26 protein-coding genes are annotated in these 25,937 nt (G+C 46.5%); 18 read left to right on the top strand and 8 right to left on the bottom strand.

Features of this window, described 5'->3' with window-relative positions; genetic code table 11:
- Positions 1-377 precede the first annotated feature (377 nt).
- The 5 genes from def to HCR03_RS14570 all read left to right on the top strand — a co-directional run bounded on the left by def (position 378) and on the right by HCR03_RS14570 (position 3,893).
- A complete protein-coding gene (gene def / locus HCR03_RS14590) occupies positions 378-866 on the top strand; it encodes a peptide deformylase (protein WP_187034998.1) in 489 nt (162 codons plus the stop codon).
- Positions 863-1,810 carry a radical SAM protein gene (locus HCR03_RS14585; RefSeq protein ID WP_187034996.1) on the top strand — a complete coding sequence of 316 codons (948 nt, stop codon included), beginning with the start codon at positions 863-865 and terminating at the stop codon, positions 1,808-1,810. Before def ends, HCR03_RS14585 begins: the two co-directional genes overlap by 4 nt.
- A 96-nt stretch (positions 1,811-1,906) precedes the next feature.
- Positions 1,907-2,524 (top strand): DUF1847 domain-containing protein, encoded by a 618-nt coding sequence (locus HCR03_RS14580; protein WP_187034994.1) that lies wholly within the window; start codon positions 1,907-1,909, stop codon positions 2,522-2,524.
- 14 nt (positions 2,525-2,538) lie between these two features.
- The gene (locus HCR03_RS14575; protein ID WP_187034992.1) at positions 2,539-3,390 is read left to right on the top strand and encodes a damage-control phosphatase ARMT1 family protein; all 852 of its coding nucleotides are present in this window, start codon (positions 2,539-2,541) and stop codon (positions 3,388-3,390) included.
- 29 nt (positions 3,391-3,419) lie between these two features.
- Complete coding sequence (locus HCR03_RS14570) at positions 3,420-3,893, top strand: DUF134 domain-containing protein (protein ID WP_187034990.1); 474 nt, start codon at positions 3,420-3,422, stop codon at positions 3,891-3,893.
- Positions 3,894-4,057: 164 nt separating this feature from the next.
- Here HCR03_RS14570 and HCR03_RS14565 read toward each other — a convergent pair whose 3' ends face one another.
- Positions 4,058-5,236 (bottom strand): DegT/DnrJ/EryC1/StrS family aminotransferase, encoded by a 1,179-nt coding sequence (locus tag HCR03_RS14565; RefSeq protein WP_187034988.1) that lies wholly within the window; start codon positions 5,234-5,236, stop codon positions 4,058-4,060.
- A gap of 244 nt (positions 5,237-5,480) precedes the next feature.
- Here HCR03_RS14565 and HCR03_RS14560 point away from each other — a divergent pair, with 244 nt between their 5' ends.
- The 12 genes from HCR03_RS14560 to HCR03_RS14505 all read left to right on the top strand — a co-directional run bounded on the left by HCR03_RS14560 (position 5,481) and on the right by HCR03_RS14505 (position 15,566).
- Positions 5,481-5,963 carry an NADH-quinone oxidoreductase subunit NuoE family protein gene (locus tag HCR03_RS14560; RefSeq protein ID WP_187034986.1) on the top strand — a complete coding sequence of 161 codons (483 nt, stop codon included), beginning with the start codon at positions 5,481-5,483 and terminating at the stop codon, positions 5,961-5,963.
- 18 nt (positions 5,964-5,981) lie between these two features.
- Positions 5,982-7,685, top strand: a complete 1,704-nt coding sequence (nuoF, locus tag HCR03_RS14555) for an NADH-quinone oxidoreductase subunit NuoF (RefSeq protein ID WP_228724977.1) — start codon at positions 5,982-5,984, stop codon at positions 7,683-7,685.
- 11 nt (positions 7,686-7,696) lie between these two features.
- Positions 7,697-8,176: a hypothetical protein gene (locus HCR03_RS14550; protein WP_187034984.1), complete on the top strand. Its 480-nt coding sequence runs from the start codon at positions 7,697-7,699 to the stop codon at positions 8,174-8,176.
- Positions 8,173-9,390: a 2Fe-2S iron-sulfur cluster-binding protein gene (locus HCR03_RS14545; RefSeq protein WP_187034982.1), complete on the top strand. Its 1,218-nt coding sequence runs from the start codon at positions 8,173-8,175 to the stop codon at positions 9,388-9,390. Before HCR03_RS14550 ends, HCR03_RS14545 begins: the two co-directional genes overlap by 4 nt.
- Before the next feature lie 533 nt (positions 9,391-9,923).
- Positions 9,924-11,285: a thioether cross-link-forming SCIFF peptide maturase gene (gene scfB / locus HCR03_RS14540; protein ID WP_187034980.1), complete on the top strand. Its 1,362-nt coding sequence runs from the start codon at positions 9,924-9,926 to the stop codon at positions 11,283-11,285.
- 107 nt (positions 11,286-11,392) lie between these two features.
- Entirely contained in the window at positions 11,393-11,884 is a 492-nt protein-coding gene (locus tag HCR03_RS14535; RefSeq protein ID WP_187034978.1) for a flavin reductase family protein, read from the top strand.
- Positions 11,885-12,002: 118 nt separating this feature from the next.
- Positions 12,003-12,878 (top strand): Mrp/NBP35 family ATP-binding protein, encoded by an 876-nt coding sequence (locus HCR03_RS14530; RefSeq protein ID WP_228724976.1) that lies wholly within the window; start codon positions 12,003-12,005, stop codon positions 12,876-12,878.
- Positions 12,879-12,941: 63 nt separating this feature from the next.
- A complete protein-coding gene (locus HCR03_RS14525; protein ID WP_187034977.1) occupies positions 12,942-13,310 on the top strand; it encodes a NifB/NifX family molybdenum-iron cluster-binding protein in 369 nt (122 codons plus the stop codon).
- Positions 13,311-13,328: 18 nt separating this feature from the next.
- Positions 13,329-13,781, top strand: a complete 453-nt coding sequence (locus HCR03_RS14520; protein ID WP_187034975.1) for an RrF2 family transcriptional regulator — start codon at positions 13,329-13,331, stop codon at positions 13,779-13,781.
- Positions 13,782-13,972: 191 nt separating this feature from the next.
- The gene (locus HCR03_RS14515) at positions 13,973-14,329 is read left to right on the top strand and encodes a NifB/NifX family molybdenum-iron cluster-binding protein (protein ID WP_187034973.1); all 357 of its coding nucleotides are present in this window, start codon (positions 13,973-13,975) and stop codon (positions 14,327-14,329) included.
- A 77-nt stretch (positions 14,330-14,406) separates the two neighbouring features.
- Positions 14,407-14,709 carry a transposase gene (locus tag HCR03_RS14510; protein WP_187034971.1) on the top strand — a complete coding sequence of 101 codons (303 nt, stop codon included), beginning with the start codon at positions 14,407-14,409 and terminating at the stop codon, positions 14,707-14,709.
- A complete protein-coding gene (locus tag HCR03_RS14505; RefSeq protein ID WP_228725209.1) occupies positions 14,706-15,566 on the top strand; it encodes an IS3 family transposase in 861 nt (286 codons plus the stop codon). Before HCR03_RS14510 ends, HCR03_RS14505 begins: the two co-directional genes overlap by 4 nt.
- A gap of 283 nt (positions 15,567-15,849) precedes the next feature.
- Here the strand turns inward: HCR03_RS14505 and HCR03_RS14500 are convergent, their stop codons facing one another.
- A complete protein-coding gene (locus HCR03_RS14500) occupies positions 15,850-16,029 on the bottom strand; it encodes a helix-turn-helix domain-containing protein (RefSeq protein ID WP_330601189.1) in 180 nt (59 codons plus the stop codon).
- A 221-nt stretch (positions 16,030-16,250) separates the two neighbouring features.
- Here HCR03_RS14500 and HCR03_RS14495 point away from each other — a divergent pair, with 221 nt between their 5' ends.
- Positions 16,251-17,051: a GGDEF domain-containing protein gene (locus HCR03_RS14495; RefSeq protein ID WP_187034967.1), complete on the top strand. Its 801-nt coding sequence runs from the start codon at positions 16,251-16,253 to the stop codon at positions 17,049-17,051.
- Between the two features lie 564 nt (positions 17,052-17,615).
- Here the strand turns inward: HCR03_RS14495 and HCR03_RS14490 are convergent.
- The 6 genes from HCR03_RS14490 to mobP3 all read right to left on the bottom strand — a co-directional run bounded on the left by HCR03_RS14490 (position 17,616) and on the right by mobP3 (position 25,935).
- Positions 17,616-17,885: a helix-turn-helix domain-containing protein gene (locus HCR03_RS14490; protein ID WP_187034965.1), complete on the bottom strand. Its 270-nt coding sequence runs from the start codon at positions 17,883-17,885 to the stop codon at positions 17,616-17,618.
- A 14-nt stretch (positions 17,886-17,899) separates the two neighbouring features.
- Positions 17,900-19,717, bottom strand: coding sequence for a VirD4-like conjugal transfer protein, CD1115 family (locus HCR03_RS14485; protein ID WP_187034963.1), 1,818 nt, complete (start codon positions 19,715-19,717; stop codon positions 17,900-17,902).
- Positions 19,718-19,803: 86 nt separating this feature from the next.
- Complete coding sequence (locus HCR03_RS14480) at positions 19,804-20,646, bottom strand: nucleotidyl transferase AbiEii/AbiGii toxin family protein (RefSeq protein WP_187034961.1); 843 nt, start codon at positions 20,644-20,646, stop codon at positions 19,804-19,806.
- Positions 20,643-21,233: a type IV toxin-antitoxin system AbiEi family antitoxin domain-containing protein gene (locus tag HCR03_RS14475; protein ID WP_187034959.1), complete on the bottom strand. Its 591-nt coding sequence runs from the start codon at positions 21,231-21,233 to the stop codon at positions 20,643-20,645. The genes HCR03_RS14480 and HCR03_RS14475 overlap by 4 nt, the downstream gene beginning before the upstream one ends.
- Before the next feature lie 102 nt (positions 21,234-21,335).
- Positions 21,336-22,769, bottom strand: coding sequence for a DUF3991 domain-containing protein (locus tag HCR03_RS14470; RefSeq protein ID WP_187034957.1), 1,434 nt, complete (start codon positions 22,767-22,769; stop codon positions 21,336-21,338).
- Between the two features lie 157 nt (positions 22,770-22,926).
- Positions 22,927-25,935, bottom strand: a complete 3,009-nt coding sequence (mobP3, locus tag HCR03_RS14465; protein ID WP_187034955.1) for a MobP3 family relaxase — start codon at positions 25,933-25,935, stop codon at positions 22,927-22,929.
- Positions 25,936-25,937 lie beyond the last annotated feature (2 nt).

Genomic DNA, 25,937 nt, shown 5'->3' with positions numbered 1-25,937 from the left:
AACTTAGTTGCGAATGATTTGCATTCGCAACTAAAATTATAATAAGATTAAGAGCATATGTCAACAATAATATAACAAAATTTATTTTGAACACATACAAGTTTATTTTTTCCTATAGTTATTGACATATGCTTATAATAGTACTAATATAATCGTGGGTATAGACCAATAAGCATCGCATACGGTTTCGACGGAGCACGTGCTGGTTTGCCAGGATGGACACATTTTGGATACCCCGTATATGAAAATCAGCTTGAACAGGTAAAAAAGGCCTTTCGGAATTAAAGATACTGAATAGTTTTTTATCCATCAGAAAAAGGCAGGTTTTCCCTGCCTTTTTCGCGTAAGTTAATCTTTTATGAAAAGGGTAGATATCTATGGCTTTGCGAAACATTATGAATTATCAGAAAGATGATATTTTACGAAAAAAAGCAAGAACTGTTGAAAAGTTCGATTTCAGAACACGAACCTTGCTTGAAGATATGGCTGAAACCATGTATCATTCTAATGGTGCCGGATTAGCGGCTCCCCAGGTAGGTGTTTTACGCAGAGCTATAGTCATTGACGATGGAAATGGACTTATTAAACTGATTAATCCCGTAATAGTTAAAGCGCTAGGTGAACAACAGGAAATAGAAGGCTGCCTGAGTGTTCCAGGCATTTACGGCAAGGTAAAACGCCCTGAAAAAGTTATTGTTAAAGCGCTTGACGAAAACGGAAGGTCGTATGATTTGGAGGGCTCAGGGCTGCTGGCGCGTGCTCTTTGCCATGAGATTGATCATCTTGACGGAATATTATTTATAGATAAGATGATACCTGGTACAATTATAAAACAAAGTGATTTACCGGAGGTTAATAGTAAATGATCGTATATGGACCTGTACCGTCAAGACGTCTGGGTCAGAGCATTGGCATCAATAATATCCCGCCAAAGATCTGTTCTTATTCCTGTATTTATTGTCAGCTCGGGAGAACAGATAAAATGCGGGCTGTTAGACAGAAATTTTACAGACCGGAAGATATTTTTCACGAAGCAGAACTAAAGATGAAACAACTTGACAGCCAAAATAGGCACGCCGATTATTTTTCTTTTGTTCCCGATGGGGAGCCCACTCTCGACATTAATCTGGGAACTGAGATTAACCTGCTGAAACAATTTCATGTCAAAATAGCCGTCATCACAAATGCGTCGCTTCTATGGATGGATGATGTAAAGAACGATTTAATGAAAGCGGATTGGGTATCCGTTAGTATTGATGCGGCAGATAATAATACTTGGCGTAAAATAGACAGACCGCATGGTTCATTAAACCAACGAGACATTATAAATGGCATTATTGAATTTTCACAATCGTATAAAGGTACGCTTGTAACTGAGACAATGCTTGTTGACGGAATCAACGATCAGGAAATATGTATCAGAAAGATCGCTGAGCAGTTGTTATTAATTCAACCAAGCAAGGCTTATCTTTTGGTTCCTACTCGTCCACCGGCTGAGAGCAGCGTGCAAAGAGCTTCAAAAGCTAACCTCTTGAATGCTGTTAAATTAATTCAAAATATATCCGGAGTGAAAACTGAGTGCATCACGGGGGATGAAGAAGAAGAAGGATTTTTCTTTACTGAAGCTGTGGCGGATGATTTGCTGAGCATCACGTCGGTTCATCCGGTCAGAGAAGATATTGTCGATGAACTGCTCAGAAAAAGGAATGCGGATAAAGCAGTTATCACCAGGCTGGTGAAACAAGGCAAACTGCTTAAATTTTCTTATGAGGGAAAAAAGTTTTACAGAAAGAATATCCGAAATAAGTGATAAACGATAGTCTTCATAGACATATGTTTACCATTGGGCTAACATAATGTAAATATGGTTTATCCCATCTTTACTGTATAAAAAGGAAGAACAAATATGTATACGTGCGCATTTTGTCAAAAACATTCTTGCAGAACCGGAGATTTAGAGAACGCCCCTCAAAATTGCCCTTGTCGGGAAACAAATGAGATTGAGAACATCAAGAAAAAGTATCAAGATCCGGAAATCGCTAAGCTTGCGTATAACTCCGCTTTGGTAGAATCAGAAGGATACTGTAAAAAAACAAGATTGGAAGAAATTATTGATTTTGCGCAAAGATGTCAATTTCACAGATTAGGAATCGCTTTTTGCATTGGGCTCAGCAAAGAAGCGCAGATTTTCTGCTCCATCCTAAAAAATCATGGTTTTGAAGTATTCTCCGTAATCTGTAAAAACGGAAGCGTTCCAAAAGAGTTTTTGGGCATTCAGGATTCCCAAAAGAATCGCCCGGGGACTTATGAACCAATGTGCAATCCGATAGGGCAAGCGGTTTTTCTAAATAAATCTAAAACGGAATTAAACATTATGTTGGGCCTGTGTGTCGGGCATGATTCCTTGTTTATCAAATACTCCGATGCTCCAATTACCGTATTTGCTGTAAAGGACAGGATTTTAGCGCATAATCCATTAGGCGCGATTTATTTATCGGATAGTTACTATAAAAATAAATTATAAATAAGAGGGATTCAATGGAAATATTACTTGACTGCCTTCCCTGTATGTTGCGGCAAGCGCTTGAAGCATCCCGCTTGGCAACGCATCAGACTGACTTACAGGAAAAGATAATGGAAGATTCCATTCAGATTCTATTACATTATAAAGAATATAAATCCTCGCCTGATTTGTGTAAAGCAATACACCGGGCGGTAAAAAAACACACTTGTGTAAAAGACCCTTATGCGGAAATTAAAAAAAGAGACATCAATGCAGCAAAAAAAATATTGCCTGATCTTCATGGCTTTTTAAAAAGCAAACAGAATAGTCTTTATTGGGCACTTAAAATTGCAGCCACTGGGAATATTATAGATTCGGCAATCAACAATAATGGGAGAATGACGGAATGTATCGAAGAAGAACTGCGAAAAGATTTTTCAATATGTGATCTCGGACATTTTCAAGACAAGCTGAAAACCGCTAAAAGCCTGCTGATTATTGGCGATAACGCGGGGGAGACTGTTTTTGACCGCGTGTTAGTCGAGCGTCTTTTTCCTCTTGATACTACATATGCAGTTAGAAGCGAGCCGATCATTAACGATGCGACAGTCGAAGATGCTTATGCTTCCGGTCTGGCTGATTATACAAAGATTATTTCGACCGGATGCAGCGCGCCAGGGGCTGTTCTGGAAGACTGCAGCGAGGAGTTTTTACATACTTTTGAATGCGCAGATATTATAATAAGCAAGGGACAGGGGAATTTTGAAGCCCTTTCGGGTTGTGGTAAACCGATTTTCTTTCTCTTAAAAGCAAAATGCGAGATGATTTCCCAAAAGCTTGGCGTTTGTTTAAACGAATATGTTTTTAAGCATACTGAAAGTATCTAAGGTGAGAAAGATGAAACGGAGCTGATATTTTGGCAAGGCCCACAAAATGGAGAAAAATTGAAAATATACCTACCATACCCTATTTTATTCCTTCGGATAAAAATCTGGATGATATTCCGGATAACATATTAAAACTTGAAGAACTGGAGGCTATCCGCCTGAAAGATCTTGAAGGACTTGAGCAGACAGAGTGTGCTGAAAAAATGCAAGTTTCCCGTCCAACCTTTCAGCGCATTCTTTTGTCAGCGAGAGAAAAAATCGCTGACAGTCTGATAAACGGAAAAACGATTCATATAGAAGGCGGTAATTTCACCAGAAATATTTGTCCGGTTCAGTGTCTGGATTGCGGTAAAGAATGGATGGAAAGTTATGAGAATCTGGAATCCATCAAAAACGGAAAATACTCCTGCCCTGAATGCGGTTCTAAAAGGGTCGTATGCAAACAAAACTGCAAAAACAAATTTTGCAGAAGAAATTGCTGGCGTCATGGCTCCGAAAAGTAAAATTCAGCTTCATCCCATCAATGTTTATGCCTTCTGTCCAACTGGAAAGAGCTTCATTCGCAGGCGCGGACAGAAACAACCTTGTATCTGTAAATAAATATAATTTGCCGGGTATACAAAGAAGCAGCAACCTCTAAAGGTAAGGTCGCTGCTTCTTTGCGTTATTATTTGTGATATTCTTCCACAATGTTGCGTACCGCATCAATTATGTAATCGGTTTCTTCATCGGAAAGAGATGGATAGAGCGGCAAGGAAATAATGCGTTCATAATTCTTTTCGGTATTCGGAAAATCTTCCTTTTTAAACCCATAACGCTTTTGGTAGTAGCTCATACTTGTAACTGGAATAAAATGAACGCTTGTGCCAATGTTACGTTTATTTAATTCAATAATAAAGCGATCGCGGTTGATGGTCAGAAGCTCCGGCACGATTCGGATAATGTAAAGATGCCATGAATGTATAGTGTAATCCGGAATATAAGGCGGTTCCACGGCATCAATTCTTGAAAATTCATTCTGATATTTCTCCGCGATTTTCTTTCTTTTGGCTTGCATTTTATTCATGCGTGAAAGCTGTACGAGGCCTAAAGCAGCCTGAATGTCAAACATATTGTATTTAAAGCCAGGCTCGCAGATATCGTATTGCCATTTTCCATCTTTTGAATAGCGGTTCCATGCATTTTGACTCATGCCCTGGCCAGCCCAAATGCGTGCTTTTGCGTCGATTTCGTCGTCATCAGTCACTAACATACCGCCTTCACCAGTTGTCAGATTTTTAGTGGCATAAAAGCTGTAGGAAGCAGTTCCTTTGGTGTGATTTCCAATCGTTTTTCCTTTATAGTAGCTTCCGAGCGCATGGGCCGCATCTTCGGAAACAAATAAACTATATTTGTCGGCAATCTCATAAATCTGATCAAGGTCGCAAACTTGGCCGCTATAGTGAACTGGTACGATTGCCTTTGTTCTCGGGGTAATTTTCTTTTCAATCTCAGATGGATCAATACAGCCTGTTCGATAGTCGATATCGGCAAATACCGGCTTTGCGCCAACATGGATTATTGTATTAGCGGTGGAAGCGAACGTATTGGGTGTAGTAATAACTTCATCGCCAGAGCCAATACCTTTTGAGAGTAATGCTAAATGAAGTGCGGCTGTACCGGAGTTTGTCGCAATGGCATGTTTTGCACCTACAAATTGCGCAAATTGCTGTTCAAATTTTACAGTTCGCGGTCCTTTGGCGATCCAAGAGGATTTCAAAGTATCAATAACCGCATTGACTTCCTGATCCGTCAGATTTGGTAAATTATATGGAATAAATTTTTCTCTGATTCGAAATTGATTCATGTTTTTCCTTCCAATATAAAATGGTATATTATTCATAAACAAAGCTATTATAGAGCCTTGAACTTCTAAAGTCAACTCAATGTTGAAGGCAAAAAGATGAAGAATAATATTATATTCCTCTATTATATTGACATATGCCCATAATTACTTTATAATAATTTATGGATTTATGCTATAAATATTGTGCTTAATATTGTTAAATAATTATCAATGTTGATCAAAAAATCAGAAAAGAGGAATGGGAATGGCTGAGATTACAAGGGAACTTTCAACTGAACAAATCCAGCAATTGGACAGCCTGATTGAATGTTATGGCAGGGAGCCGGGAGGGCTGATTCCTTTGCTGGAAAAGTCGCAGAATTTATTAGGGTATTTACCGGTTAGCGTTCAAAGAAGGATATCGGAAAAAACGGGTATTGCTCCAAATAAAATTTATGGTGTTATTTCGTTCTATTCTTTTTTTACCATGCACCCAAAAGCACGTCATCGGGTTCAGGTTTGCATGGGTACAGCGTGCTACGTTAAGGGCAGTCAGAAGCTGGCCGACAAAATTGAATCAGACTATCATATTAAAGTCGGCGATAGTACGAAAGACGGAAGATTTTCTTATGAAAAGACAAGATGTTTTGGTGCGTGTGGGCAGGCTCCCGTCATGGTGGTGGATGGAAAGGTTTACGGCAAAGTGACTGTTGATGCCGTAGATGATATTTTAAACCAATATAAGTAGAATGGGGGAAAAAGCAGTATGAAAATAGAAGATATTGATGGAATTCGGCAAAAAGTTCAAAATAGCAATGAGCAAGGATGCACGAAAGTTTATATCCATATGGGAACTTGCGGAATTGCCGCTGGTGCCATGAACATTTTATCCGCCTTAAAAAGCGCGGTTAAAGAAACAAGGGCTTCGGATGTAAAACTGATACAAACAGGCTGTGCCGGCATCTGTTCCAGAGAACCGCTGGTTACCGTATCTGTTCCCGGTCAGGAGCCGATTATTTACGAGTGTGTAAATGAGGAAAAAATAGCTGAGATATTCAAAAATCATATCCTGGGCAAAAAGCCGGTGGCGGAATATGCTCTCGCACGTGGTATGGAATATCAAATAAAAGACCGCGTTAAAGGTCATGGGAAAATGCCGGGTGAGTCAGTTATGGACGAAAGCATCCGCGGCATTGAGGAAATCCCTTTTTTCAGCCTTCAAGAGCAGCGCGTTATGCGCAACAGGGGCTTGATTGATCCGAATAAAATCGATGATTATATTGGCAGGGACGGTTATCAGGGAGCTATAAAAGCACTGACTTCCATGAGTCCGGAAGCCGTTATAGAAGAGGTAATTGACTCCGGCCTGAGAGGAAGAGGCGGAGCGGGTTTTCCAACGGGGCTAAAATGGAAATTTGCAGCCAAAGAAAAAAGCGATGTGAAATATATTATATGCAACGCGGACGAAGGCGACCCCGGTGCCTATATGGACAGAAGCGTGTTGGAAAGCGACCCACACAGCGTATTGGAAGGCATGATGATCGCAGCAAAAGCAATCGGTGCTCACAAAGGATATATCTATTGCAGAGCCGAGTATCCTCTGGCGGTTGAAACCCTGAACCGTGCGATTAAACAGGCACGGGCCTATCATCTTCTTGGACAAAATATCTTGGAAACCGGATTCGATTTTGACATTGATGTTTATGAAGGCGCGGGAGCGTTTGTCTGCGGTGAAGAAACGGCGCTAATCCATTCTATAGAAGGAGAGCGCGGGAATCCAAGGCCCAAACCGCCATTCCCTGCTCAGTCGGGCCTTTGGGGAAAACCAACTGTAATCAACAATGTGGAGACACTTGCTAATCTTGCTCAAATTATTATAAACGGCAGCGAATGGTTTGCCGGTATCGGAACCGAAAAGAGCAAGGGCACCAAAGTATTCTCCATTACAGGCGACATCAATAATGTCGGATGTGTGGAAGTGCCGATCGGCACAGCTCTTGACACGATTGTCAATCAATTGGGCGGGGGCATTGTAAGCGGCAAGCATTTTAAAGCGGTTCAGCTTGGAGGGCCTTCCGGCGGCTGTATTCCCTTGCAGCATCTGGATGTTTCTGTTGACTATGAGACATTGCAGGAATATGGGGCAATTATGGGGTCCGGCGGATTGATTGTCATGAGCGACGATAAGTCAGCCGTGGATATTGCGAGATTTTTTATGGAATTTTGCAAGGAAGAAGCCTGCGGCAAATGTGTTCCCGGCCGTGAAGGAACAAAACAGATGCTGAATATTTTAAATAAAATCTGTAGTCATAACGCAAGCATGAAAGACATTGAAAAACTAGAGGAATTAGCCTCCGTCATTCAAAAAACCGCTTTGTGCGCTTTATGCAAAACATCGGTCAATCCGGTACTGAGTACTCTGCGCTATTTCAAAAATGAATACATAGATGCCGTATCCAGTAATAAATAGGGGGAATACAAATGATTTTTACAAAGGCTTTGCCTTACAATGATATTAAACGGAAACTAGATAAAAGCGATGTCATTACGATCATCGGATGCGAGTCTTGCGTGAGAGCTTCCGGATGCGGCGGAGAAGAAAAAATGCAGGAACTGGCGCTGAAATTAAGAAAAGACGGATATAACGTAGTAGACGGCTATATGGTTCCAAGCTCTTGCACTCCAAAGCTCCTTTTTGCAAAATTGGGCAAAAACATCAATACGATTATTTCACTCGCATGCAGTGCGGGCCTGTCAAACATTAAGCGTTATTACTCAAATTATAAAATTGTTGAAACAACAACGGATATCGGTTTGATGGTAACGGACTCCGATCAGAAAATTCTGAAGGTTACGATGCCTTATCAGGAGCACAAAAATGAGCGGGGCAATGAATATGGGCTTTGTACCGGTGAAGCGATGGATTCCAAAAAATTACTGATTATGGAGGCGGAAAAATGATTATCTCGCTTCGTTCTTTAAGCTATGAGAATTTGAAAAAGCAGCTTGTACCGGAGGACAAAATCGTTATTATCAGTTGTGATACGTGTGTGAAAGCCTGCGGCATCGGCGGATCTGCCATGATGAGCAAATTGGCGGATATGTTGGTAGCAGACGGTTATCACGTGCTTGGAAAAGATTTAATCAGCATTGGATGTACGGTAAACCTTGTGGAAAAACACAGAAACGATATAAAAAAGAAAGATATGTATGACGCCGCGACCGTTGTCATTCCGCTGATCTGTCAGGATGGTTTAGAAGGCGTGGAATATGTATTCAAGGATAAGAAAGTAATCTGCATAGCAAAGACGGTAGGAATTGGAAACTTTACGATGGACAGGGGCGCCGTATTAACCCATCCGTTTGAAAGCACAGGTCTGCCCGAAAATCCGAATGGCTATGCTTTATCCGAGGTTGCGGAGAAACTGAACCTTTACGGCGGATTTTTTGATGAAAAAGAATTCAGCGAAAAGCAAAAAGAACATGTCACATTAACAATAAACGGGCAGAAAATTTCAGCGCTGAAGAATCAGAACCTGCTTACCGTTTGCATGGAAAACAAAATCGATCTTCCTCATTTGTGCTTCCATGACGACTTGACGGAATATGGAGCTTGCAGATTATGCCTGGTAAAAATCAAAGGAAGAAAAGACTTTGCGGCAGCATGCTGCACACACGTCGAGGGAGGTATGGAAGTGCTTACGGAGGACAAGGAACTGGATAACTGCAGACGCGTCATATTGGAGCTTCTTATGGCGTCTGGACATCATAATTGCCTTACCTGCTCGAAAGGTGTTCCCACTCCCATGGCATCCTGTGAACTGCAAGGCCTTATTCGCCAGGCTGGTATCCATGAAAGCAGATATGAGGAAAGTACTGAAACAAAACCAGAAGATGATTCCAGCCCTGTGATCTATTATGATCCTAACAAATGCGTTCTGTGCGGGCGCTGCGTGCGTGCGTGTCAGGAAATTTCCGGCCTGAGTAATTTGGGCTTTGTAAACAGAGGAGATAAAACAGTTGTTGCGGCGGGCTTCAATACGGAAATAAATCAAAGTGCCTGTGCCGCCTGTATGGCATGTGTCAATGTCTGCCCAACAGGAGCCTTGAATGAAAAAGTAGTTTATTTTTCAGGTGCAAACTGGACACCTTCCAGAAAATATATGTCGTTATAAATGCCTTTTTAGAGTGGATTTTGCCAATGCAGAATCCACTCTTTTTAATTGCAATATTGACATATGCCCATAATTGTTCTACAATTGTCTTTGTGGTCTTATGCTCACAATGCTTTTGCATCAATTACAGCAATTTAATATTTATCAGGGCGAATTAATAATTCAAATTGCCGAATGCGTTTGTGTTTGTTATGTCGCCAACTTTTTTCGAAAAAAGGCTATAAGGATATGCAGATATGAAAATTCATATTTTGGTAAACAACACTGTTCGGAAGCGGGGATTTTTGGCGGAACACGGATTATCAATTTTTATTGAATATAAATCCATGGTCACATGATCATTGCGGGGGTCTGCCCTTTTTCCCTGCTTCGGTATTCCCGGAAATTTTTGCACATCGGTTACAGAGACATCGGAATCCCAAATTTCTGAGATTAAAAAACAACTTGGAGATCGGTGTCTGCTTTTGGATGCGGGGGATTCTTTTGAATTATAAAGCTACAACGAATAAAACGAATAAAAGGAGATAGCATCAGTGGTTCACACTTATACACAAAACAGTTATCATATCGCAGTTGATGGGAACAGTGGAAGCATTCATGTGCTTAATGACCTAACCTATGACATTTTAAAGGATAGACAATCGCTTCCGCCTATTGAAGAAATTAAAAGTGAATTGAGTGGGAAGTATCGCAGTGAGGATATTACGGAAGCTTACGAAGAAATACAAACTTTGATTAATAGAGATATGCTGTTTTCCACCGAAGAGAGCCTTGAAGAGGTTGCTAATTCCAAACAAATGAACACCAGCGTTAAATCTTTATGCCTTCATGTGGCCCATGACTGCAATCTTCGCTGCGAGTACTGCTTCGCTTCGAAGGGCGATTACAACAGCGGACGAACTTTGATGAGCAGAGAAGTTGCTTTGAAGGCTGTCGATTATCTGGTGTCTCATTCAACGGGCAGGCACTACATAGAAATCGATTTTTTTGGCGGGGAACCTCTCATGAACTTCGATGTAGTGAAAGAAGTAGTTGCGTACGGAAGAAAAATTGAAGAAGAGAAAGACAAGCGCTTCTATTTTACAATTACAACAAACGGGACCCTTTTAAATCAGGAAAGAATTGATTTTATCAATGAAAACATGGATAACGTCGTCATAAGCATTGACGGGAGAAAAGAAGTCCACGACGCTGTCCGGCACGACAGGTTCGGGCGCGGCAGTTACGACAAAGTCATGCCGGCGGCGCAAAAGCTTGTTGCCAAAAGAAACGGGAAAAGTTATTTTATACGGGGCACTTTTACGACGAAAAACAAGGATTTTTCAAAAGACGTCATGCATTTGGCGGATATGGGATTTAAGGAAATATCCGTTGAGCCGGTCGTCGGCTCCGGAAGCAACCTGTATTTTACAGAATCCGATATTCCCGATCTCTTGGAAGAATACGATAATCTGGCAAAACAGTACATAGCGCGGATTGCGGCAAACAGGGCTTTTCGTTTTTACCATTTCAACATTGACATCTATGGTGGCCCATGTATTTTTAAACGAATCGCGGCCTGCGGCGCCGGTTACGAATATTTGGCCGTCTCTCCGGACGGGAAGTTGTTCCCGTGCCATCAGTTTGTCGGCCACGACGATTTCGCAATCGGAGACATTGAGCACGGTATCACGAATACCACACTGAGCGACCGTTTCAGGAAAAACAATATTTTTGCGAAGCAGAAATGCCGGGATTGCTGGGCAAAGCTGTTCTGTGCCGGCGGATGTCACGCGAACGCCTATTTTACAAACGGAAGTATTGATCAGCCAAACGACCTAAGTTGTACCTTGCAGAAAAAAAGGATCGAATGTGCGTTGATGATACAAGCTTGGAAAGCCGATAAGGGGATTTAGCTGTGCCAATAATATCTTACTTTAGCAACCCGCAAAACGCGATGAGCAAGCTACGCAAAAGCATATTTACCTCAGCTATTTAAAATATTAAAAAGGAGTCTTTTACAATGAAAAAAGCAAATGCAAACATGAAATCCTGCCTTCAGCCCGCGCCGAAAATCCTTGTGTCATGCCGAGGAGCGGACGGGAAAAGCAATGCGCTTGCCGTGGCTTACTGCGGCAACTGCAGTTATGCCCCACCAATGGTGATGGTCGGGATCGTCCCATCTAGGTATTCCTACCATATGGTCAAGGAAACGAAGTGTTTTGTTGTCAATCTCGTCGGCGTGGAGCAGAAGGAAATGTTTGATTACCTCGGCAGCCACAGCGGGCGGGACGAGGATAAACTGGCGAAATGCGGCGCGGCCGTCGCGGAAGGCGAAAAAGTTAACGCCCCGATTTTGGAGGATTGCCCAGTCAACATCGAGTGCTCGGTCGTCGATTCCATCATGACCGGGTCCCACGAAATGTTTATCGGGAAAGTCGAAGCGGTACACTGCGAAAAGTCCCTGCTGAAAGAAAACGGTGATATCGACTTTTCCAAAATCAATCTTTTATAGGTATATTTTGCAGTATTGTTAGAAACAGTACCATAAATCATTATAAACATATGCTTATAAATCAATGGGTTGGGTAACATAATGAACATACATATATTCATTACAAGAGGTGTAAATCATGAATGATGGATGTAACCGTAATGAAACGTGCGGCGAAACAAATGGGCAAAACTGTAACAGTAATGAAAGAAAGCAATCTTCGAAAAACAGTTTTCGAGTAAAGTTGAATGCATCAAGCAGCGTCAAACATGTGATTGGTGTTGTCAGTGGAAAGGGTGGTGTCGGGAAATCACTTGTAACTTCCCTGCTTGCCACTTTCTTTAGCAAAAAAAGATATAAAACAGCTGTACTGGATGCCGATATTACCGGGCCTTCCATTCCCAAAATGTTTGGGATAATAGGAAAGGCAGAAGGTAATGATTTAGGAATTATACCAAGAAAGACAAGTGGAAACATTAGCGTCATGTCGGTAAATCTGCTTTTAGACACAGAGGAAACTCCGGTTATCTGGAGAGGCCCGTTGATTGCCAACACGGTCAAACAGTTTTGGACCGATGTCGTGTGGGGCAATATTGATTTCATGTTTGTCGATATGCCGCCCGGCACGGGAGACGTTCCCCTTACTGTTTTCCAGTCCCTTCCTGTTGACGGCATTGTTGTAGTTACTTCCCCGCAGGATCTGGTATCGATGATTGTAAAAAAAGCCTACAACATGGCGAAAATGATGAATATCCCTGTCCTTGGCATTGTGGAAAACATGAGTTATTATCAATGCCCGGACTGCGGCCGGAAGGAAGAGATTTTTGGCAAAAGCAAATTAGCTGAAACCGCCGCTCAACTTGGTTTGGATGTTCTCGGCCGCATTCCGATTGATCCTTTGCTGGCCCGCCTGTGCGATGAGGGTAAGATTGAAAACGGGAATAACGAATATTTGAGTCATGCTGCTGAAGAAATTGAAAAGAAACTATACGCTGGGGAGGACCTAAAGCGATAAATGAATGGCGACCAAATCTCTGGATGAATTCTTTAAAGAGGAAAATCAGAAAGGAAACTCGATATGAAAATTGCGATTCCTTCGGAAGGAAAAGAGCTTGGCAGCGCCGTCTGCCAGTCTTTCGGAAGAACCATCTATTTTATCCTTGTCGATACCGATACGCAAAATTTTACGGTTTTGGACAATGAAGCCGCTGCGGCACAGGGCGGCGCAGGAATCAAAGCCGCTCAGACCATTGTAGACAGCGGAGCAAAAGCTGTTGTGACATTCCATTGCGGCGAAAACGCCGCCAATGTTTTGAAAGCAGCCAATATCAAAATTCTGAAAGCTGTTCACGGAACAGTTGGAGAAATCGTTAAAAAATTTAAAAATGGCGAGCTTTCGGAAATGACAGAAATTCACGCCGGGTATCACGGGGGCGGTAGCCAATGATGGTTGCGGGGGACTCCAATGCATCTTACGCTTGAAGTGGACGACGCGGTCCGTATGGTGGATTGCCTGAACTGTTGCGGTGAAAGGCTGTGCGCAAAAGAAATATCAAGCCGTACCGGCGTCAGCTTACGGTTCGCATTAAAAATTCTGAGAAAACTATGCGCTGCTCATGTAATCCGTTCCTATAAAGGCGTTGGCGGTGGGTATGAATTAAATAAAAGGCCGGAAGAAATCAGTCTCTTGGACATCATTGAAGCGGTTGACGGAAAAATAGGCCTCACCCGCTGTGTTAAAACCGATGTTTGCAGTAAAAACAGAAACTCAACAAGCATGTGCAAATTTTATCGCCTATACTCCAATTTATCAGATTCCATACGGAAAAAACTTGCCGCTGTTACTTTTGACCAGATCTCCGATATCAATGGGAACAAACCCATTGAATGTCCACCGGAGGAAATAAAATGCAATTAGCTGTTTTAAGTGGTTATCAATAAGATTCCGTCTGATCTTGCTGTCATATAGGATGTCAATTCGGGAAAAACTGTTGTTTATAATTATGGATAGCGAAGCCGGTAAAATAATAAAAGATATCTGGCGGAAAGTATTCGATATCTTAGCAGATTAATTACTATTTATAAATATTTTAAAGGAGATTGATTTCAATGAAAATTGCAGTTGCCTGTGAAGGGAAAATAGTAACGGAGCATTTTGGCCATTGTGAGGGTTATTCCGTTTTTGAAGCTGAAAACAATCAGATTATAGGCAAAGAATTCATTCCGAATCCTGGTCACAAGCCTGGATTTTTACCGGTGTTTTTGTATGATAAGGGAGTAAATGTTATTATTTCCGGTGGAATGGGCAGTGGCGCAGTTGATATTTTTAATGAAAAAGGGATCAAAGTTATTACCGGAGCATCAGGCGATGCCGAAACGGCAGTTAACAATTATCTATATGGCAAATTGAAATCCACGGGTTCTGTTTGTCATGATCATCAGTACGCTGACGATTGTGATGAGTAAAGCATACTGAGCTATACCCGATTTGCTGGAGAGCCCGGAGTAGTGTAAAATAAAATTACTACGAAGGGGTGTCCAGTATGGAAAAAAGCAAAGGAAGACGGTACAGCGAGGAATTTAAACAAGGCGCTGTCAAATTAGTGTTGGAGAATAAACAAAGTATTGCGGAAGTATGTCGCAGTCTGGGAGTATCGCGCAATGCGGTAGATCGCTGGCTTGCCGCGGATACGGACAGCCACAACGCCGAAAGGGTGCAAATGCGGCAGCTGGAAGAAGAAAACCGCCGGCTGCGCAAGGAAAAAGCGGATTTGGAGGATACGGTAGAAATCTTAAAAAAAGCGGCGGCCATCTTCAGTCAAAGCCAGAGAAAAAGTACGAAATAATCCGCGAACGGAGCGGGGAGCATTCTGTGGCGAAGATGTGCCGGATTTTAGAAGTCTCCCAAAGCGGATATTACCGGTGGCTGTCCTGTCCAAAAAGTAAGACAGCCAGGGAAAATCAGAAGATTTATGATGTGCTGAAAGACAGCTATAATCAGAATAAAGGCCGCGTGGGCCTGGACAAGTTGCTGGACGATGTGCGTCTGCGTTTTCCTCATTGCAGCCGGAACCGGCTTTACCGGATTCAAAGGGTACATGGATTGTACTCTATCCGCCGTCGCAAGTTCAAAGCCACTACCAATTCTAAACATCATTATCCCGTAGCTCCCAATCTTCTCCATCAGGATTTTCGTGTAGAAGCCCCCAACAAGGTCTGGGTAACCGATATTACATACATCCGAACAGAGGAAGGATGGCTGTATCTGGCCGCCGTCAAGGATTTGTTCGATCGGCAGATCGTCGGCTTTGCCACCGGAAGCCGAATAGATACCGACCTCTGCAAACGAGCGTTGAATACTGCAATCCGGCGATACAAACCGGGACCAGGCTTGATTCATCATTCCGATCAGGGAGTTCAATACGCCAGTTTGGACTATCAGAAGCTTTTGAAACGAAATCACATGATACCCAGCATGAGCCGCAAAGGAACGCCGTACGACAACGCCTGTGCTGAATCCTTTTTCAGCACGATTAAACTGGAAATGATCTATCACGAGCATTACATAACCCGAGAGCAGGCCCAATCCGCCATTTTTGAATATATCGAGATTTATTACAATCGGCAGCGCCGCAACGCTGCCATCGGCAATCTCCCGCCGGCGGATTTGCGACGGCGCTTTTATCAGCAACTGGCAGCATAGTCAGCAACTCTGCGATATTTTATGATATCAGCCGATTGCACTACTTCTTTGTCTCCGAAAAATCGGGAAAGGCTCATACCTGTGACAATCAGTAATAGATAAAAGTTATATATAGAAAAATTGATAGGTAAATCTTTCTAAACGCAGGGACGCAAAGCCAAAGACTTTATCGTAGTTTTACAGCATTCCATCATAAGCGAAAAGCTCGTACTGGCGAGATATTATGATTTTCTCGCACAGTACGAGCAATTTTGCAATTGCGATTTCTTAAATCTATACATAATCAGTTGGATATATATTCCGCAACGTCAGACAACTGGCAATTGAGTATCCTGCATAGGCTGTCCAATGTATTTGTGGAAACGGACTCGTTTTTCTGCAACCTTAAAATAGTTGAACCGCTTATATTTTCTTCGCCGCCTTTATTTCTGAGCGTATAAGTTGTCGCACCCCTTATCTTCATGGTTTTCCATAATGGCGCATATGATATCAAATTTATTCACCCCATAGACTTTACTTTATCTAAAGTATGCCCTATAATGAACATATATGTATATGCTCAATATAGGGCATATTAGCGGATATAGCCGCTTCATAATTTCTCCTTAGCGGTGAACCGGCTTATCATATTTCAGATGGGATAAATAAACACGTGATACCATCATCACAGCAAAGGGAAGGTCTATGGAGTTTGAAAACTTTGAGCAATTAAAACAATCTGTGCATGTGTTGAACAAGTATTTTCCGATTGTGCACGTTTGGGACAATGACCACAGGCAAATCCTATACGAGATTCAAAACGCAAATTCTCTTGAGTCAAATCCGGCGTCCCATGTTTTCCATGACGCAACTCTTTCGATTTGGGATAAAGAGGCTAAGATAGAAATCAGCATACCAATTTCCGTAGAACGGCGGCAATGCCGCTTGGAATTGATTCGCTACTGCTCAGACAGCGACAATCCGGATTCACTTGCGTATATTAAAAGATTAATCATCACCGACTCGCTCACTAATCTGTATAATCGCAGATATATCGATGAAAAACTTCCCATGGATTTGAAACGAACCTTTCAAAACGGCGCTCCGGTTTCGTTTATCTATTCAGATATAGACTTTTTCAAAGCAATAAACGACGAACACGGACATGTTGCCGGGGACTATGTTTTGCGCGAGGTGGCAGATATTTTTTTTAACAGTATTCGACGAAAAGATGGATGGGCCGCCCGTTATGGAGGAGATGAATTCCTGATCTGTCTTCCGGAACTCAACCATGGTACGGCCGTCAAAATTGCGAACAGAATTCGTCAGTCCATTGAGAAGAGAAATTTCAGTATCAATGGGCAGATATTGAATCTTACCTGCAGCTTTGGTGTGCAAACCATTTACAAAACAAGCGGCATCAGCACGGTAAACCAAATCATCGGCATACTTGACCGGAAGCTCTACCGGGCAAAACGAAAAGGGCGGAACAGTGTTGTAGGCTGACCAATTGGGAAAAAGGAAACACTGCAAAAAAACATCTCAGGAGGCTTCATCTAGAAGCAAACCTGAGATTTTTTCTGGGCTTTTTTTCTGTTCAGGAATCAGTCACAATTGCGTTTTCGCAGGGAACTTTTCAGGGCAATAACTGTATCCGAAATAATTCGAATCTCATGTTCATCGCAGTCCTACACTGTCCTTGTAATTTCATTTTCAAAAACAGGCTTGGCCTTGACGCTGCTATCTCCGTTGCAATGAGTATTTGGTAAACCACACTGGATTGCTTCTGGCGGTTTACAAAGACCAATCACTGGTACTGATGGAACCGGCTACTCATCTTGTTACATACGCCAGAAAGCAAAACAAGGGTATTATTCTAATTGACCCGGATACAGCGGAAGTTACTCACATTACGGTGAAAGAGGGTAAAAATAGGCCTTAACAATTTTCTTTTCTCTGTCGTTAAATCTTTATAAAGTGAGAGGTTCACCTTCATGGTTCACCATGAACCGTACCACAGTCCAGCGTATGGACATACCATTCCCCTGGAGGAATGTCCATTTTTCAGCGCTAACTGGAATCGGCCTTCGTCAGGTAAAACATGTTGCTGCTCTTGCCGCCGTTTTCCCGCCAGCGCTGTTCCCTGCGCAGGTAACCGCTTTTTTCAAGGTCGGCAATCGCACGCTTGACGGTGCTGCGGGACAACTTCAGCTCCTGTGCGATGGTACCAATCGCCGGATAGCATTTGCCGTCCCGGTCAGCCCGGTCGCGCAGATACATGTACACCGCCCTAGCCCGGTGAGGCAGTTCAGAAGAATAGAGTGAGGAAAAGTAGCTCATAGGATCACCTCCCTCTAGATCCGTATTGAGGGCTTTTGCTGTTCCGGCGCCTTATGGTCCAATGCGGGGGTGTGCTGGATACCGACGGAAGCGGGAGAATCGGGTTCTGGTTTTTCCTCCGGATCGGCTTCGCACGCGGCATTGCGCCGGATGATTTCTTCCTCAAGCGAGTGCCTGTTCGCATACTCCACCTTTCGGGCGGATTGCTCCGCGATCTCATATGGTTTTCCGAATGTGATGCCCCATTCGAGGAATAGCTTCAGCCGGGTGCGCATCGGGTAGGCTCCTGTCTTTGTCACGATAAAATGGCCCTTTGGCATGGATTTCAGTTCGTCGGATGTCATTAACGGCCGCTCGATCATTTGAAGGGACTGGCTGGGATCGGTCTTCCCGCGGCTGATGGAGCCGCTCATGACGGTCTGATTGCCGAGGGCTTTAGAGAGAATTTGCGCCGACTCGCTGTTGGGGGCAAAGCCACCGAACACAGTGTCCTGGCAGTTATCGATGATGATGGAAGCGCCCTCCTTGCCGTAGTTTTTCTCCAGTTGGGCGAAGCTCTGAATAATGGCGACGATGGATACCCGGCGTGACCGGCTGGCGGAGAACATCATCTCGGCCGACTCAATCTTTGGGATAGTGCCGATCTCATCGAGGAACATCATCACGCGGTTCGGCAGTTTACCGCCGTACTCGTCGGCCACCGAGAGAATCTCCCGGTAGAGCTGCTGGACGATCAGTGAAATAATAAAATACTTCGTGTTGTCTTCCTCCGGCATGACGAGGAAGATGGCGCTTTTCTCCGTGCAGAACTTTTCCGCGTCGATGGCGGTATCGAAGCACAGCACCTGCTCCAGCTCGGAATCCAGAAAAGCGTTGAGCCGGGAGAGCGCCGTGGACAGGACGCTCTGCATGGCCTGCTCCGCCGTGTTGAGCGCGGCACCGGCGAACCATTTGGTCTTGTGCTCATCTGGCAGGTGCGCCAGAAGCATCTGGAAGAGCGTCCGGCCCTTCACGCCGCTGGGCGCCAGCAGATCCTGAATCAGTTTGAACACCGATACGATGTGCCTCTGCTTCGGCTTACAGTATTCGGCAATCAGCAGAATGACGGAAGTCAGCAGACCTTCGGCCGCGTCGTAGAAGAAAGCGTTCTGTCCGGCAGAGGCGGTATCGAAGCCTCCTGAGTTGATGATGGTCTTGGCCGTGATTTTGGCGTACTTCTCCGCTCTGGCCTTGTACGCCAAATTTTCCGGATTTGCGAGATACAGGTCCATATAGCGGTTCACCAGATGGAGCAGGTTGTTGCCGTCCGAGCGGGTGGGATTGCGCAGGTCGATGACCGCCACATGATAGCCGTAATCATCCTTTGCGATTCCCGCGTAATTGCGGTAGAGGTCGCCTTTCGTATCAGTGGTAATGAAAGACATACCGCAGGCGCAGGCGTATTCCAGGTTCGGATAGAGAAAATTCGCGGTCTTGCCAACGCCTGCCGCGCCGATCATTAGGCAGTGAATGTCATCGTCATCCACCAGCGCGTAACCATGGGGAGCCGTTTTGTCGAACAGGGAAGCCTTTCGCCAGCCGACCACCAGGCCTTGGGCCGTGGGTCGGTTCTCTTCCTTGCGCCATTTTTCCGGTTCAAACCGGACTTCCGTATAGGTCTTTTTAATCTCCTGTTTGGTCGCCCAGCGTGCCGTGCCGTGCTGACCGTCGCCTACGGTCTTGGACTTGATACCGTTCAGAGTATAGTAATGGGCTAGAAGGGATAAAAATCCGATAACGCCGAACATAGTGAGTCCGGCGACGATTAAGATAATGATTTGTGATGCTTGCATACGATACCTCCTTGTCTTGGGCAGCAGGAAACCGCCGGAGAGTTTTTCAAGCTCTTCGGCGGTTTCCTTATGTATGATTTCTTTTTTTACTTTTCTGTCACAGCCATGGCGCTTTTATACAATTCCTTCGCCGCGGCGACGGCGTCCTCCCAAGCAATGTCGTCGGCATAGGAATACTTTTTCTGATAGCGTGCCCATAGCTCCTGCATTTCCTTGCTGCCGGACAGTGCCTCCGCACCTTCCGGAATACCGCCGCGCAACAGAAAATCGCTTCCTCTTTTTCTGACCGTTCGCTGAAACGCTTCCTTCATGACAGGAAAACGGATATCGCTTCTTCGCGTGTTCCATAAAACATATACGTCATAAAAATCTCTCATACGGGTGTTGGTGGTGCTTCTGGAGAAGATGGTTTCCAGCTTTTCCGCAAGCACCGTTTCCAGATTGTATGCCTTGATCTGAATGCTCCGGTCTTCGAACAGCAGCCGAAAGGAATAATCGACCGCGGCCGGTGTGATTGGGTCGCCGGTTGTGATGTCTACCTTGAGGGTCTGTCTTGTTTCGTCCAGGAGCATCTCCAGCGTGACACGAACGCCGGAATATTCCGCTTCGTCGTGGATTTCCTCCAGCTTTTTCAGCGTAAGGGTTACATGATCCTCAACCGGGACGGCAAGAATATCCGCAAAAACGGAGCGGACGGATTCCTCGGTCAGCGGGTATCCCTTCAGCGTGGTGTCCATGGCCATGGTGGCGCGGGTGTCCAGCCCCACCATGGCCGCGACCAGCATGCCGCCCTTTAGAATCAGGTTCTCCCGGTAAGGGGACAGGGAAATCCGTTCCAGCATGAAGTTCCGGAGAATGATCTGCGCGTTGATGCTTTTATCTTTTGCCATGTTCCGAATGAGGGCGTTAAGCTGCCGGGATGTTTTCATAGCAATACCTCCAGATACTGCCGGAGCAGTTTGTTGACGTGGAGCGATTCCGCATACCGCATCAGCAGGGGAATGTTTTTATTTTTTCTTCGGACATACCGCTTCAGGGCTTCCGGGAAAAGCGCGCCGTCCATCTGATGTCGGCTGCGCAGCATATCGCACAGAGCGCGCTCCGCGTCGTAAGCCCGGATTGGTCTGCCAAAGGGTGACTGCGCCGTCGTGATTCCCATCCCGTATAAATCAGGCTTGATGGAAAACACGCTGAGCCCTTCTTCCGTCAGGCGCTTGGTGTTGTAGCCGGTCGGCACCGTCACGCTGTAGGTCAGTGGATCGCGGTCGGTCAGGTCGTGCAGGTACAGAGCGGTGTCGTGAGAATAGATCAGCCGTTTTTTTCGGGCCTGCAGGGTAAACATCTTATCTTCCAGCACATCCGGCGTGATATACACGCCATGCCCGACACGTTCCAGCTTACCTTCTCTCAGAAATGCCGTCAGATAACTGCTGGGAACGCCGGCGTTGACAATATCTTTTGTGAGCAGTATGCCGCCGCTCTGTTCGCAAAGGGATTGCAGGGTTTCCGCGTACATGCAGGATCACCTCCCTCAATTTTTGTTTCATGCTAATATTATACGCCATTTTAGCATGAAATCAATCAAGGAATAAAAATATAATTTAGGAGGGAGCGTGTCCTACATGCTCATCGTAAAATTTACGGCCCGCTCCTGTTCCGGAATCAGTTCGGGTGATTCCAACTCCATGAACATCCGCGCTTTGACACAGTCCAGAGCGAGGTTTAGGTAAGACCGGCAGAGCTGTCGCATATCGTCCTCGCTTCGGATGCCGGGCGTGCCGATCTGCCTGCCGATGTCTGCCAGATCACGTCGGATGTCCTCCATTCTGGAACGCAGCCAGCCTCTGTCTTCATGGGGCTTGTATTCCGACTGGAGCTTGCTCACCAGCTGCTCCGCGGTCACGGGCCGTTCCATCTGTCGGCACAGGTCTTTCAAAAGCAGCAGGGAACCCGCCGCCATGCACTCCAAACTGTCCACGGCTATGCCGGTATTCTCAGGCGCTACCTTTCCGGATACGACCGCCGCTTCCAGCTTCTGAGCGCAGTCGGTCAGTAAAGCACGGATATCCTTCCGCGAAGCAAGCGTTTCACACAAGCCGGAAAGCTCATCGCATACCTTCGGTAAAAGTTCCAGTTTAGGATGCTCCGACGCAGGGATGGGGGTGATCCCATGCAGGGCTTTTAAGTCCTCGTTCCAGTCCTTCCATGTGGATTGCAGAATCACTGTAACCGTATATTCTTTTTCAGCCAAAATGTCCCGGAGCCGTCCATTGGCTTCGATGCCCGCCTCGTCATGGTCCAGGCAGAGAATGACTTTTTGCAGGTTTGAATGAAGCTCCAGTTGCCGGAGCATGGCGTGTTCCGACACGCCGTCCAGCGTGACATAGCTGTGATTCATCCAATCTTTTGGGTGCAGTGTGATAAAGGACAGCATATCCACCGGCGCCTCAAAGACGTACAGTCTGTCGCTTTTGCCGCTCCAGTGAAAGCTGTACCGGGGATCGCTGCCCTCCACGTTTCCCTTATACGGTGCCCCTTGGGTATAAGTGCCGCGCTTGTGGGCGTGACGGGCAATCCCGTTTTCATCCAGCCCTACGAACACGGCATTGTGGTACTGCTTATCCTCATAGATGAGCTTTTCATGGGCGAACCGGGATAGTACATCCCGGTCAATAAAACGCTGTTTGATGAGATAGGCGAATACCCGCCGCATGTCTGGATTGGCATCTGGAAGAGCAAACTCTTTTTTCGGTGCCGGAGCGTTCTTGTCCGTCTGGTTCCATTCCACGCCGCTCTCGCCGCCCAGGAGCCACCGCACCGCTTCGGGAAAGCTCATGTCGTAGAACTCCTGCACAAAGTCGATGGCATGGCCGCCCTCCTTGCGGCTGTGCCGGAACCATTCGTTCCCGCGGACGGTGACGCTGTCATAGCGTTTCCATCGCCACTCATGTCCGGAGCGGACGAGTTTTTCGCCCTGACGCTCCAAGAAATCCACCAGATCCACGGAGTTGGCCCGCTGCTTCTGCTCGTCCGTGAAATACACATAGTCCATACCGGAATCCCTCCCTCGTCAGCGCTTGCGCTTTCCGCAGCGACGGAAAAAGGCCGCCCGTTGGCGAACAGGCGGCCTGCTGATATGCTTTTTCAGGTTTTCTTTTTTCTGCCACGGTTTTTCAAAGGGCCTGTGCATAGGAACCCTCCTTTTATTTTTAGTAAGTGATGAGCTTCTGTTCATGATCGCCCGGAGCGTGACCCTGGGCGATCTTTTTCTGCCGGATTTTCCGCCGCAGCTTGCTTTCCACCTGCATGCGTGGACCTCCGGGAAGCCGATCCTGTTCCTCCCGGAAAATTCGGCTTAGATGGTGCAGAAGCCTTGTCGCTGCGAGGAAAAGTGACGGATCTCGGAAGGAGTCCGGATGATCGAGAAAAAACCGCGCGTACGCGTAAATGTTGCCTTGCTCCGCGGATCGTGTCAGCCAGCGAATGGCGGCTTCCCGGTCGCGGGGGACGTCGCGCCCCGCCAGATAGAGCTTGCCGAGCGCATATTGAGCATATTGGTTGCCCTGTTCCGCAGAGGCGGTCAGCCATCGGACGGCGGTGCCCACGTCTTTTGGAATGTCTTCGCCCAGCAGATAGAGTTTGCCAAGAGCGTATTGGGCGTACTGGTTGCCTTGTTCCGCAGAGGCAGTCAGCCACCGAATGGCCACATCCACATTTTTTGCGATATCCTCACCCAGCAGATAGAGCCTGCCGAGCCGGTACTGCGCAAATGAATTTCCCTGCGCTGCCGATTTCTGAAACAGCTCCAGCGCTTTCGGAATATCCTTCGAGATATCTTCTCTGGAGAGGTACAGCTTTGCCAGGGCATATTGTGCAAACTGATTTCCGAGGTTCGCGGATTTCTCCAGCCATTTGACGGCGGCATCAACGTCCTTTGGGATATCCTCGTTCTGTAGATAAAGCCTGCCGAGGGCATATGCCGCATAGGAATTGTCCTGTTCCGCGGCGGATGTAAAAAAGGCAATAGCTTTCTGAATGTCCTTTTCCACATGTTTTCCGTCCCGGTAGAGCTTGCCGAGCGCGTACTGTGCGAGGGCATTGCCGCCATACGCGGACTTCGTCAGCCACTGGACGGCCTGCTCCGCGTTTTCATGGCCGCCGTCCGCGTCCAGATAGATTCTGCCGAGCATGTACTGTGCGTGGACATTACCAAGCCGAGCGGATTTCTCAAAGTAACCGAGCGCTGCATCCACATCCTTTTCCGTCCCGGTTCCGGTGTAAAGCATCTGGCCGAGACGGTACTGGAGCTTATCGTCGCGGCTTTGTTTCTCCATCTGCTGAAATCCCTGAAAGGCGATTTTGAAATGCCGCGCGGCTTCCGCGCTGTTGACTGATGTACCGACTCCGTCCCGGTACATTTTTGCCAGTTCGTAATCGGCGTATGGCATGTGCTGTACCGCAGCGCGCATGTACAGGCTGAATGCGGTTTCATAGCTCTGCTCCACACCCTGCCCGCGGAAGTACAGTCCGGCGAGGGAATACTGCGCGTATTTGTGGCGCTTGGCGACCGCTTCGCCAAACCATCCGGCTGCCGCCTCGTAATCCTGTTCCGCGCCGAGTCCCGCCGCGTACATTTTGCCGATCCGGTATTCCACATACCGGTTTTCCTTCACCGACTCGATGTCCTCAAAAGCGGAGAGGGCCTTGGCATACCAGCCGAAAGCCGTGTCAGTGTCGATCTCCACACCTAGCCCGTCCGCATACATTCGGCCAAGGTCGTGCATGGCAAGGGCATTGCCGTCCTCCGCTCTCTCCCGGAACAGCCGGAGGGCCTGCTCAAAGTCCGGCTCCGTCTCATCGCTGCCGAAGAGAAACGTGCGGGCCTCCTTGTAACGGTCATTCCACGCGATGTGGGGCTTGCCGGACGGGGTATCGCCGGACTCCTGACTTGACACATCGCCTAAAGCATTGTCATATGGGGAACCATCCTGATCCACGACTGTTTCAGGCGGCTCCGATAGAGGAAGTTCGGGTTCCGTTTCCTCGGTGGCGTTTTCTTCTTCAGAAGACGGCCCGGCATTCGCATCTCCCTCAAACGTAACATGGTGACTGCCGAGGCTGACCGCTTCTGCAATTACCATGTTTTTAATCTGCTTGAATTCTTTCTGCTGGGAAAGCGGCAAGGGTTCTGGTAGCTGATCCTTATAGGTACGCAGAACCTCGTTGCGGAGCTCCTGCCATTTGGCATAGGCTGCCGCTACCCGTTCGTCCTTCGCCAGCTCATCCACGATCTGATTGACCAACTCCTTGAGCGGGGCTTTCAGGTAGCCATACTGTTTTTTCCCGGCCGTATACTTCAACCGCTCCGCCAGCCGGGACATCAAATCCTCAATTACAGGGTTTGCGCAGGTGCCGGTCCACATCTGCTCCAGAAGCTCCCGCAGGGTATCCCGGCTCTCGGCGGTCAGGGAGTCCCGCCGCGCGGTCTGTTCGGAATAAATCTGGAGCAGATCCTGCTGAAAGATTTCTCGCGCGAGGCCGCTTCGCATCTTCTCGATGGCCGGTTTAGTAACGTAGCCTTCGCGGGGATCAACTGAGTACACGATCATGTGACAGTGAGGGTGGTGCCCCTCGTTGTGAAAAGCGGCGTACCAGCGCTGGTTTTCCGGTGCGATCTTCATCTGCTCCGCGAACATGTTCCGCTGCTTCCGCAGGAGCGCCATCCAAGCGGCGGCATTGTCATAGCCGAGCCGGGCGGCGTCCTCACGCCGCAGGGAGATGATCGGCGTCCAGATGTTGCCGGTATGCCGGGCCGCTTCCTCCGCAACCTGCGACAGCACCAGCGGCGTATCCTCATCGGAGAACAGGCCATGGACACCGACCTTTTCAGCGCGGGGGCGGGTGGCAATGTAATTAACGTAAATCTCCTGGTGCGAGAGCTGGTCGAGGTTCTGATCCAGCGCCGCCGAGATCATCTCCGAGGCATTCTCCACGGTCGGGCTGTTTTGATAGTCCTCATATTCAAACAGCCGGTCGGAATCTGGGAACTGAGAGAGAATGTCCGCGATGAGCAGTTTCTGCTTGACTGTGGCCGGGAGGCTCCGCCTATTCTGCGGGATTCTTTCGACGCCCTCCCGTGTCGCCACATAGGTCACCAGATTTTCCGCGTGCGCCGCCGCGTTTTTCAGATATCGGCACTTGAAGATAATCCGGGGCATAA

Source organism: Caproicibacter fermentans (genome assembly GCF_014303955.1).
GTDB classification, from domain to species: Bacteria; Bacillota; Clostridia; order Oscillospirales; family Acutalibacteraceae; genus Caproicibacter; species Caproicibacter fermentans.
This window is presented reverse-complemented; position numbering and strand designations above follow the sequence as displayed.

Excerpts from the sequence above, each read along its gene's own strand:
- def (WP_187034998.1), top strand. The coding sequence starts at position 378 with ATGGCTTTGCGAAACATTATGAATTATCAGAAAGATGATATTTTACGA.
- HCR03_RS14585 (WP_187034996.1), top strand. The coding sequence starts at position 863 with ATGATCGTATATGGACCTGTACCGTCAAGACGTCTGGGTCAGAGCATT.
- HCR03_RS14580 (WP_187034994.1), top strand. The coding sequence starts at position 1,907 with ATGTATACGTGCGCATTTTGTCAAAAACATTCTTGCAGAACCGGAGAT.
- HCR03_RS14575 (WP_187034992.1), top strand. The coding sequence starts at position 2,539 with ATGGAAATATTACTTGACTGCCTTCCCTGTATGTTGCGGCAAGCGCTT.
- HCR03_RS14565 (WP_187034988.1), bottom strand. The coding sequence starts at position 5,236 with ATGAATCAATTTCGAATCAGAGAAAAATTTATTCCATATAATTTACCA.
- HCR03_RS14560 (WP_187034986.1), top strand. The coding sequence starts at position 5,481 with ATGGCTGAGATTACAAGGGAACTTTCAACTGAACAAATCCAGCAATTG.
- nuoF (WP_228724977.1), top strand. The coding sequence starts at position 5,982 with ATGAAAATAGAAGATATTGATGGAATTCGGCAAAAAGTTCAAAATAGC.
- HCR03_RS14550 (WP_187034984.1), top strand. The coding sequence starts at position 7,697 with ATGATTTTTACAAAGGCTTTGCCTTACAATGATATTAAACGGAAACTA.
- HCR03_RS14545 (WP_187034982.1), top strand. The coding sequence starts at position 8,173 with ATGATTATCTCGCTTCGTTCTTTAAGCTATGAGAATTTGAAAAAGCAG.
- HCR03_RS14535 (WP_187034978.1), top strand. The coding sequence starts at position 11,393 with ATGAAAAAAGCAAATGCAAACATGAAATCCTGCCTTCAGCCCGCGCCG.
- HCR03_RS14530 (WP_228724976.1), top strand. The coding sequence starts at position 12,003 with ATGAATGATGGATGTAACCGTAATGAAACGTGCGGCGAAACAAATGGG.
- HCR03_RS14525 (WP_187034977.1), top strand. The coding sequence starts at position 12,942 with ATGAAAATTGCGATTCCTTCGGAAGGAAAAGAGCTTGGCAGCGCCGTC.
- HCR03_RS14520 (WP_187034975.1), top strand. The coding sequence starts at position 13,329 with ATGCATCTTACGCTTGAAGTGGACGACGCGGTCCGTATGGTGGATTGC.
- HCR03_RS14515 (WP_187034973.1), top strand. The coding sequence starts at position 13,973 with ATGAAAATTGCAGTTGCCTGTGAAGGGAAAATAGTAACGGAGCATTTT.
- HCR03_RS14510 (WP_187034971.1), top strand. The coding sequence starts at position 14,407 with ATGGAAAAAAGCAAAGGAAGACGGTACAGCGAGGAATTTAAACAAGGC.
- HCR03_RS14500 (WP_330601189.1), bottom strand. The coding sequence starts at position 16,029 with ATGAAGATAAGGGGTGCGACAACTTATACGCTCAGAAATAAAGGCGGC.
- HCR03_RS14495 (WP_187034967.1), top strand. The coding sequence starts at position 16,251 with ATGGAGTTTGAAAACTTTGAGCAATTAAAACAATCTGTGCATGTGTTG.
- HCR03_RS14490 (WP_187034965.1), bottom strand. The coding sequence starts at position 17,885 with ATGAGCTACTTTTCCTCACTCTATTCTTCTGAACTGCCTCACCGGGCT.
- HCR03_RS14485 (WP_187034963.1), bottom strand. The coding sequence starts at position 19,717 with ATGCAAGCATCACAAATCATTATCTTAATCGTCGCCGGACTCACTATG.
- HCR03_RS14480 (WP_187034961.1), bottom strand. The coding sequence starts at position 20,646 with ATGAAAACATCCCGGCAGCTTAACGCCCTCATTCGGAACATGGCAAAA.
- HCR03_RS14475 (WP_187034959.1), bottom strand. The coding sequence starts at position 21,233 with ATGTACGCGGAAACCCTGCAATCCCTTTGCGAACAGAGCGGCGGCATA.
- HCR03_RS14470 (WP_187034957.1), bottom strand. The coding sequence starts at position 22,769 with ATGGACTATGTGTATTTCACGGACGAGCAGAAGCAGCGGGCCAACTCC.
- mobP3 (WP_187034955.1), bottom strand. The coding sequence starts at position 25,935 with ATGCCCCGGATTATCTTCAAGTGCCGATATCTGAAAAACGCGGCGGCG.